Source organism: Halomonas sp., from assembly GCF_033549285.1.
In the GTDB taxonomy this organism is placed as follows: Bacteria; Pseudomonadota; Gammaproteobacteria; order Pseudomonadales; family Halomonadaceae; genus Halomonas.
The window spans coordinates 1-7,634 of sequence record NZ_JAWSUJ010000140.1 but is presented as its reverse complement, the minus strand read 5'-3'; the positions used below and the strand labels follow the sequence as shown (position 1 = coordinate 7,634).

The window sequence follows — 7,634 nt, the reverse complement described above, 5'->3', positions numbered from 1 at the left end:
GTACGCCGCGCTCTGCGACGTCTACGTGATGGACGCCTTCGGCACCGCCCACCGCGCCCAGGCCTCCACCCACGGCGTGGCACGCTTCGCTCCCACCGCCTGCGCTGGCCCGCTGCTGGCTGCCGAGCTCGACGCCCTGGAGAAGGCGCTCGCCACCCCGGCGCGCCCCATGGTCGCGGTAGTCGGCGGCTCCAAGGTCTCCACCAAGCTCGAGGTGCTCAACGCCCTCTCCGAGAAGTGCGACCAGCTGATCGTCGGCGGCGGCATCGCCAACACCTTCATCGCCGCGGCCGGCTACAACGTGGGCAAGTCGCTGCACGAGGCCGAGCTGATCGACCAGGCAAGGGCGCTGATGGAAAGGGTCGAGATCCCGCTGCCCACCGACGTGGTGGTGGCCACCGAGTTCTCCGAGTCGGCCGAGGCCGTGGTCAAGCCGGTCGACCAGGTGTCCGATGACGAGATGATCCTCGACATCGGGCCGGAAACCGCCGGCCGCCTGGGGGGACTGCTCAAGGATGCCGGCACCATCCTTTGGAACGGCCCGGTGGGCGTGTTCGAGATCGACCAGTTCGGCAAGGGCACCGAGGCGCTGTCGTTGGCCATCGCCGAGAGCAACGGCTTCTCCATCGCCGGCGGCGGCGACACCCTGGCGGCCATCGACAAGTACGCCATCGAGGACCGCGTCTCCTACATCTCCACCGGCGGTGGCGCCTTCCTCGAGTACGTGGAAGGCAAGACCCTGCCGGCGGTGAAGGCCCTGGAAGACGCCGCCGCGCGCTGAGGCACCCGCCCCCTCGAACTCCACGATCCGGCGTGGCCACCGCGGCCACGCCGTCATGACGTCCCATACAGAACAGGTGAATCCATGGCTCTGATCAGCATGCGCCAGCTGCTGGACCACGCCGCCGAGCATGGCTACGGCGTGCCGGCCTTCAACGTCAACAACCTCGAGCAGATGCGCGCCATCATGGAAGCCGCCGACGAGACCGACTCGCCGGTGATCGTCCAGGCCTCCGCCGGCGCGCGCAAGTACGCCGGCGCCCCCTTCCTGCGCCACCTGATCCTGGCCGCGGTGGAGGAGTTCCCGCATATCCCGGTGGTCATGCACCAGGACCACGGCACCAGCCCCGCCGTCTGCCAGCGCTCCATCCAGCTCGGCTTCTCCTCGGTGATGATGGACGGCTCCCTGGGCGAGGACGGCAAGACCCCGATGGACTACGACTACAACGTCGACGTCACCCGCCGCACCGTGGAGATGGCCCATGCCTGTGGCGTCTCGGTGGAGGGCGAGCTGGGCTGCCTGGGCAGCCTGGAGACCGGCATGGCCGGCGAGGAGGACGGCATCGGCGCCGAGGGCAAGCTGGACCCCGACCAGTTGCTCACCGACCCGGAAGAGGCCGCCGACTTCGTCAAGTCCACCGGCGTGGACGCCCTGGCCATCGCCATCGGCACCAGCCACGGCGCCTACAAGTTCACCAAGCCGCCCACCGGCGACACCCTCTCCATCCAGCGCATCAAGGAGATCCACGCCCGCATCCCCGAGACCCACCTGGTGATGCACGGCTCCTCCTCGGTGCCCCAGGAGTGGCTGGCGGTGATCAACGAGTTCGGTGGCGCCATCCCCGAGACCTACGGCGTGCCGGTCGAGGAGATCGTCGAGGGCATCAAGCATGGCGTGCGCAAGGTCAACGTCGACACCGACCTGCGCCTGGCCTCCACCGGCGCGGTGCGCCGCTTCCTGGCCGAGAACCCCGCCGAGTTCGATCCGCGCAAGTTCCTCAAGGCCTCCACGGCCGCCATGAAGGCGATCTGCAAGGCGCGTTACGAGGCCTTCGGTACCGCCGGCAACGCCTCGAGGATCACGCCGATCAACCTCGAGGAGATGTTCCTGCGCTACGAGCGCGGCGAGCTCAACCCCAGGGTCAAGTGATCAGCACGCGTTGATCCACAGGGGCGGCCGCGAGCCGCCCCTGTCGTTTCCGGCGAATGCCGCCCTCAGCGGAGGCGGCCGACCACGGCGAGCCCCTTGTCACCCGGCCTGGCCACGACGACCTCGCCGGATCCGACGCCACCGCCCACCAGGGCGGCGATGTTGACCTGGTGGGTGACCAGCACCAGGGTGCCCTCGCCATCCCAGTCGCGGATCAGCTCGCGTACGGCGCGGGTGCGGCCGTCGGCCTCGCCACGGTCGCGAAAGAAGGAGTCCAGTGCCGGGGTGGGATTGACCACGCCGAGCCCCAGCAGTTCGGCGGTCTCGAGGGCGCGGCACCAGCGGCTGGAGCGCACCGCCGCCACCTCGATACCCTTCTCGCGAAACCGCTCGCCGATCCGGCGCGCCTGCTCACGCCCCTCCGCCGAGAGGTTGCGCTGGGTGGCGCAGTCGTCGAGCACAAAGCCCGGCGGGTCGCCGATACCGGGGGCCAGGGCATGGCGCATCAGGGCCACATGGCCTCCCTGCGCCAGGGCCTGCCAGGCCGCCGCGTCGCCTTGCCGGCCCTGAGCCTCGGCCTGACGGGGAGAGACCAGGCCCATGAGGCCTGGCAGCAGAAGGGCCAGCACCAGCAAGGCCTGCCACGATGGCATCGGAAGGCGTCGCATCTTGTTGACCTCGCAATCTGGGCACAGGGGACGGGCCCCCTCGTGCCTTCAGCCTAGCCCATGCCGCCCGGCCCAAGCGATCTGGCCAACCGGCCGGCCAGTCCCTTTCCTGGTACCGCGCCCGGAAGTGCCATTCGTCGCCACCGACCTCATGGCGGATCGCCGCGACGATGTCGGGATCGAGGGCGGGATCATTCGGGGCATAGGGCGCGACGAGCTGACCACTTGCAGCCCCTCGCCGGGCCTACCTAGAGTGAAGGCGAAGCGTCACCATGGAGAGAGACGACATGAAACCTGCTTGGCAACTGCTCGGGCTGGCCGCCTTGCTCCTCCTGCTCGGCACCCAGCCGAGCCTGGCGGACGACGGCGCCAACGGCAACGACGCCGCCTCGGTGGAAGGCCAGCGTGCCAGCGAAGCCGATCCCGACCTGCAGAGCACCCCCGAGCCCGTCGACCAGGCACGGGTGGAGACCCGCGAGCAGTCCCCCTACGGGCGCTACCTGACCGACGCCGACGGCATGAGCCTGTATCTGTTCGCCAACGATCAGCCAGGGGCCGGCAACAGCACCTGCGACCAGACCTGTGCCATCGCCTGGCCGCCCTACGCCACCCAGGCAGAGCCCCAGGCCGGCGAACGCGTGGATGCCGACCTGCTGAATACCATCGAGCGGGAGGATGGCACCCGCCAGGTGACCTATGACGGCTGGCCGCTCTACTACTTCTCGGGCGACAAGGCGGCCGGCGATGCCCTCGGCCAGGACGTCATCCACCTGGGTGCCGCCTGGTACCTGCTGTCACCAGACGGAGAGCGCATCGAGGCGGGTGAGCGCGCCGAGGCGTCACCCTAGCCCGCCCACAGGCATGCGACGCTATCGCCCGAGCCGGCGCAGCGCCCGTCGATGGCGGCCGGGAGGGGCACGGTGCAGGGCCTCGCGGCCGGCGCGGCGCCCCACCACCCGGACGACCCCGACCAGCACACCGGTGGCCGCCCCCCATAGCAGCGCCTGGCGCCAGCCCACGTCGGGCTCGTCGGGATTCGCCGGCGGGGCCTCGCCGACCTCGTGCCGATAGGCCTTGTCGGCGGCCCTGCGGGCCATCACGCCGGCGGCCACCGCCGCGGCGGAGCCGACCAGTGACCAAAGGGTCTCCTGCTTCATCCTTACCTCGCCTGCCGAGACATGGTCCGGCCGGAGGAGGCGACGTCGGTCGCCTCCTCCGGCCCTCGCTTCATGCTAGCCGAGCCCGGGCCGGAAGAGGTCCCCGGTCGGCTGGCACGGACGAAAAAAACCGCCCCGGTCAACGGGGCGGCAACACCTCTTCGCTCTGAAGACTGCCATCACGATATTGCGCGAGCCTTACCGGGTGGACGCCTCGCCGTCCTCCCCTTCCTCGGGCTCATCCCACTCTTCCTCTTCCTCCTCGTACTCCTGGCCGGAGCCGTCATCGGAGCCAGAGGTTTCCCACTCCGGCTTCTCCTGCTCCTCATTCTCGTATTCGGTGCTGGTGCCGCTCGTGCCGGCACTGCCACCGGAGGAACCCATGGCCTCACCGGAGCCGCTGGACTCTTCCTGCTCCGTGGTGGTGGCAGGCTCGTACTCCTCGTCGCCTCCGCCGAAGGCCAGCGGGCTGGCGATCAGGCCGAAGGACACACCGAGGATGCCGAGCTTCTTGAGAGATTCCCTGGACATCATGTTCACACCTCCATCGAATCGTGGACTGGCGAGATAGGAAAGCCGCTTGGCTTTGCGTCCCGGCCGGTGAAGCCCTGTGGTAGCGGGCGGTTCATGCCGGCCGTCACTCACCCTGGAGGCTGCATTCGTCGGGCCAAGAGGCCGAAGGAGGACATATAATTCTTTAAGTTCAGATACTTGATTAAAACGCTCATGCCAGGACATGAGGCCCTCACACGGCTCATCGGTGGCGAGATCTGGCACATGGTCCCCGGCCGCACACCCACCGGAAGGCTCTCGCCCCCTGCCCGGGAGGGGCATAACGCGCTACGCTCCTCTCGACCATCTCGCCCCCAAGGAGCCCTCATGGACAGCGCGCTGCTCTCGCCACGCCCGACGGCAAGGGACACGACCGCCAGGGCCGGGAGGCGAACCCGTTGATCCCGTTGCTGGAGGACCTCTCCCTCGGCATGGCCCTGCTGCTGTTCGGCGGCTGCGCCCTGGTGATCGGCGTCGTGGGGACCCGGCTGACCGGGATCGTCGACGACCTGGCGGATCGCACCGGCCTCGGCGAGGCCATCGCCGGTGCCGTGCTGCTGGGCATGGCCACCTCCCTATCGGGCATGGTGGTGTCGGTCTCGGCCGCCCTGGCCGACCGCCCGACCCTGGCGATGAGCAACGCCCTGGGCGGCATCGCCGTGCAGACGCTGTTCCTGACCATCGCCGACATCACCCACCGGCGCGCCAACCTGGAACACGCCGCCGCCTCGCTGGGCAACCTGATGCAGGCAGGCCTGCTGCTGTGCCTGCTCTCGCTGGTATTGATCGGACGCTTCGCCCCCGAGTGGACCCTATGGCAGGTGCACCCCGTCACCCCGCTGCTGCTGATCGGTTACCTGTTCGGCCTGCGCCTCGTGGACCGCAGCCGCGACAACCCCATGTGGCGTCCCGCCCAGACCCGCGAGACCCAGCCCGACGTGCCCGACGAGCAGGCCATGAAGCGCTCGGCAACACGACTCTGGCTCTCCTTCGTGGCCCTGGCGGCGATGCTCGGCATCAGCGGCTGGCTGCTGGAGCGCAGTGCCGCGGTGATCGCCGATCAGACCGGCCTGGGCCAGTCGGTGGTGGGGGCGCTGATGACGGCGGTGGTGACCTCGCTGCCGGAGCTGGTCACCTCGGTGGCGGCGGTGCGGCGCGGCGCCCTGACCCTGGCCGTGGCGGGCATCATCGGCGGCAACGCCTTCGATACCCTGTTCGTCGCGGCCTCGGACATCGCCTACCGTGGCGGCTCGGTCTACCACGCCATTCCCGACACGGTCGCGCTGTGGGTCGCGCTATCCATGCTGATGACCGGCATCCTGTTGGTGGGGATGATCCATCGCGAACGGCAGGGGCCGGCCCATATCGGCTTCGAGAGCGTCGGCATCATCGCCTGCTACCTGGCCGGGGCGCTCGTGCTGCTGCTGGCGCCCTGAAGCGGGCAAGGAATCGCCGATACCGCATCGCACCATTCGAGAACACTGTTCACAAAATGGGGAAACTGGGCTTTAATATTGGGCAGGAAGACCCGACATCTGTAACAATGAGCTTATAACGTTCTGATTCATCGTGAGGCCCGGTGATGGCACGCCCCCTCTGCCTGCTCTTCGATTGCGACGGCACCCTGGTCGACAGCGAGCCGCTGCTCGCCGACGAGATGTCGTCCAGCCTGACCGACGCCGGCCTGCCCTTCCAGGCCAGCGACTACATGGGAGAGTTCCGCGGGGCCCGCTTTCGCCACATCGTCGCCGAACTGGAGCGCCGCCACGGCAGCGTGGACCCGGACAGGCTCGATACCCTCGAGTGCCGCATGCGCGCCAACCTCAACCGGCGCCTGGCCAGCGAACTGATCGCGATCGCGGGCGCCACCGAGGCCCTGGCCGCCCTCGCCGGGCATCCCATGGGGGTCGTCTCCAATGGCCCGGAGAACAAGATCCGCACCTCGCTTGCGGCCACCGGGCTTGCCGAGGTGTTCGGCAATCGCCTCTTCAGCGCCTACACGGCCAACTGCTGGAAGCCCGACCCCTGCCTGTTCCGCCATGCCGCCAGCCTGATGGGTTACGCGCCAGAGGAGTGCGTGGTCATCGACGATGCCCTGGTGGGCGTGAGGGGCGCCCTGGCCGCCGGCATGACGGTGATCCACCTCAACCGCTTTCCCGACGTCGAGGAGACACCGGCGGGTGCCATCATGATCAGCAACATGTTCCAGCTGCCCACGGTGATCGGCCACCTGGAGAGCAGCCGCATCCTGGCCGCCCACGCCTGATATCCACACCCCTCCCGCCAGACCGCCTGTGGACGGCTTCTTCCATGGATGCAGCCACCCGACGGCAGGGCTATCATCGCCCGGACACTCTCGAACGCGAGGAGGCCGACATGGCATCCCTGAAGGACCAGCTCGGCGGCCTGGTCTACTCCACCGAACATGGCGATACCTGCCCGGACTGCCGCCGGCCCCTGGCCGAGTGCGCGTGTGCCGAGCAGGCCGAGAAGGCCCGCCTGGCCGAACTGGACGGTATCGTGCGCATTCGCCGCGAGACCAGCGGCCGCAAGGGCAAGGGCGTGACCACCCTCGAGGGCATCCCGCTGCCCGAGGCCGAGCTGAAGGCCCTGGCCAAGGCGCTCAAGAAGCGCTGCGGCACCGGCGGGGCGGTCAAGGAGGGCGTCGTCGAGATCCAGGGCGACCACCGCGAGCTGCTCAAGGGCGAACTCGAGAGGCGCGGCTACCGGGTCAGGCTGGCCGGCGGCTGACACCCCGGGATGAGCCGGTCTCCAGCATCCCGCACAGGGCGCCCAGGGCCTCGGCCGGGGCCTGGACCTTGAGCGCGTAGAGGTCGTCGGCCCGGGTGCGGCCAAGGTTGAGGCAGGCGATGGGCTGGCCCTCCCGGGCCGCCGCCCGGGCGAAGCGGAAGCCCGAAAAGACCATCAGCGAGGAGCCCACCACCAGCAGCGCATCGCTCTCGGCCTGCAGGGCGAAGGCGGCCTCCACGGTGGCGCGCGGCACGCTGTCGCCGAAGAACACCACGTCGGGCTTGTAGATGCCATCGCCGCAGCGCCTGCACCCGGGCACCCGGAACCCCGAGAAGTCGGCCTCCAGGTCGGCGTCGCCGTCCGGGCCCGCCCGGGCCCCGGTCTCCAGCCAGTGCGGGTTGCGCTCGGCCAGCTCGGCATGCAGGTCATGGCGCATGCGCCGGGCACCGCAGCCCATGCAGCGCACCATGTCGGCGCGGCCGTGCAGGTCGATCACCCGCCGCGAGCCGGCCCGCTGGTGCAGGCCATCGACGTTCTGGGTGATCACGCCGTTCACGTGGCCCAGCGCCTCGAGCC

General features: G+C 69.3%; 10 protein-coding genes. 6 read left to right on the top strand and 4 right to left on the bottom strand.

The window, feature by feature from the left end:
- Together SCI24_RS19905 and fba are read left to right on the top strand one after the other, a co-directional pair.
- The coding region (locus tag SCI24_RS19905) for a phosphoglycerate kinase (protein WP_318727034.1) at positions 1 to 781 on the top strand (781 nt) is incomplete at its 5' end.
- Between the two features lie 84 nt (positions 782 to 865).
- Positions 866 to 1,930: a class II fructose-bisphosphate aldolase gene (fba, locus tag SCI24_RS19900; protein WP_318727033.1), complete on the top strand. Its 1,065-nt coding sequence runs from the start codon at positions 866 to 868 to the stop codon at positions 1,928 to 1,930.
- A gap of 65 nt (positions 1,931 to 1,995) precedes the next feature.
- Here the strand turns inward: fba and SCI24_RS19895 are convergent, their stop codons facing one another.
- A complete protein-coding gene (locus SCI24_RS19895) occupies positions 1,996 to 2,598 on the bottom strand; it encodes a histidine phosphatase family protein (RefSeq protein ID WP_318727032.1) in 603 nt (200 codons plus the stop codon).
- Positions 2,599 to 2,885: 287 nt separating this feature from the next.
- Between SCI24_RS19895 and SCI24_RS19890 the strand changes: the two genes are divergently transcribed.
- Positions 2,886 to 3,446, top strand: coding sequence for a hypothetical protein (locus SCI24_RS19890; RefSeq protein WP_318727031.1), 561 nt, complete (start codon positions 2,886 to 2,888; stop codon positions 3,444 to 3,446).
- Positions 3,447 to 3,467: 21 nt separating this feature from the next.
- On the opposite strand, the gene SCI24_RS19885 is transcribed toward SCI24_RS19890, so the two are convergent.
- Positions 3,468 to 3,755 (bottom strand): DUF4235 domain-containing protein, encoded by a 288-nt coding sequence (locus SCI24_RS19885; RefSeq protein ID WP_318727030.1) that lies wholly within the window; start codon positions 3,753 to 3,755, stop codon positions 3,468 to 3,470.
- A gap of 198 nt (positions 3,756 to 3,953) precedes the next feature.
- Positions 3,954 to 4,286: a hypothetical protein gene (locus SCI24_RS19880; protein WP_412930274.1), complete on the bottom strand. Its 333-nt coding sequence runs from the start codon at positions 4,284 to 4,286 to the stop codon at positions 3,954 to 3,956.
- A gap of 419 nt (positions 4,287 to 4,705) precedes the next feature.
- Between SCI24_RS19880 and SCI24_RS19875 the strand changes: the two genes are divergently transcribed.
- The 3 genes from SCI24_RS19875 (at position 4,706) to SCI24_RS19865 (ending at position 7,058) form a co-directional block, all read left to right on the top strand.
- Complete coding sequence (locus tag SCI24_RS19875; protein WP_318727028.1) at positions 4,706 to 5,743, top strand: sodium:calcium antiporter; 1,038 nt, start codon at positions 4,706 to 4,708, stop codon at positions 5,741 to 5,743.
- Positions 5,744 to 5,889: 146 nt separating this feature from the next.
- Entirely contained in the window at positions 5,890 to 6,573 is a 684-nt protein-coding gene (locus SCI24_RS19870; RefSeq protein WP_318727027.1) for an HAD-IA family hydrolase, read from the top strand.
- A 110-nt stretch (positions 6,574 to 6,683) separates the two neighbouring features.
- Positions 6,684 to 7,058 (top strand): translation initiation factor Sui1, encoded by a 375-nt coding sequence (locus tag SCI24_RS19865; protein ID WP_318727026.1) that lies wholly within the window; start codon positions 6,684 to 6,686, stop codon positions 7,056 to 7,058.
- Here the strand turns inward: SCI24_RS19865 and SCI24_RS19860 are convergent.
- Positions 7,039 to 7,634: Sir2 family NAD-dependent protein deacetylase (locus tag SCI24_RS19860; RefSeq protein WP_318727025.1), on the bottom strand; the 596-nt coding region annotated here is incomplete at its 5' end. The genes SCI24_RS19865 and SCI24_RS19860 overlap by 20 nt on opposite strands.

Coding starts and splice junctions, on each gene's coding strand:
- fba (WP_318727033.1), top strand. CDS start 866: ATGGCTCTGATCAGCATGCGCCAGCTGCTGGACCACGCCGCCGAGCAT.
- SCI24_RS19895 (WP_318727032.1), bottom strand. CDS start 2,598: ATGCGACGCCTTCCGATGCCATCGTGGCAGGCCTTGCTGGTGCTGGCC.
- SCI24_RS19890 (WP_318727031.1), top strand. CDS start 2,886: ATGAAACCTGCTTGGCAACTGCTCGGGCTGGCCGCCTTGCTCCTCCTG.
- SCI24_RS19865 (WP_318727026.1), top strand. CDS start 6,684: ATGGCATCCCTGAAGGACCAGCTCGGCGGCCTGGTCTACTCCACCGAA.
- SCI24_RS19885 (WP_318727030.1), bottom strand. CDS start 3,755: ATGAAGCAGGAGACCCTTTGGTCACTGGTCGGCTCCGCCGCGGCGGTG.
- SCI24_RS19880 (WP_412930274.1), bottom strand. CDS start 4,286: ATGTCCAGGGAATCTCTCAAGAAGCTCGGCATCCTCGGTGTGTCCTTC.
- SCI24_RS19870 (WP_318727027.1), top strand. CDS start 5,890: ATGGCACGCCCCCTCTGCCTGCTCTTCGATTGCGACGGCACCCTGGTC.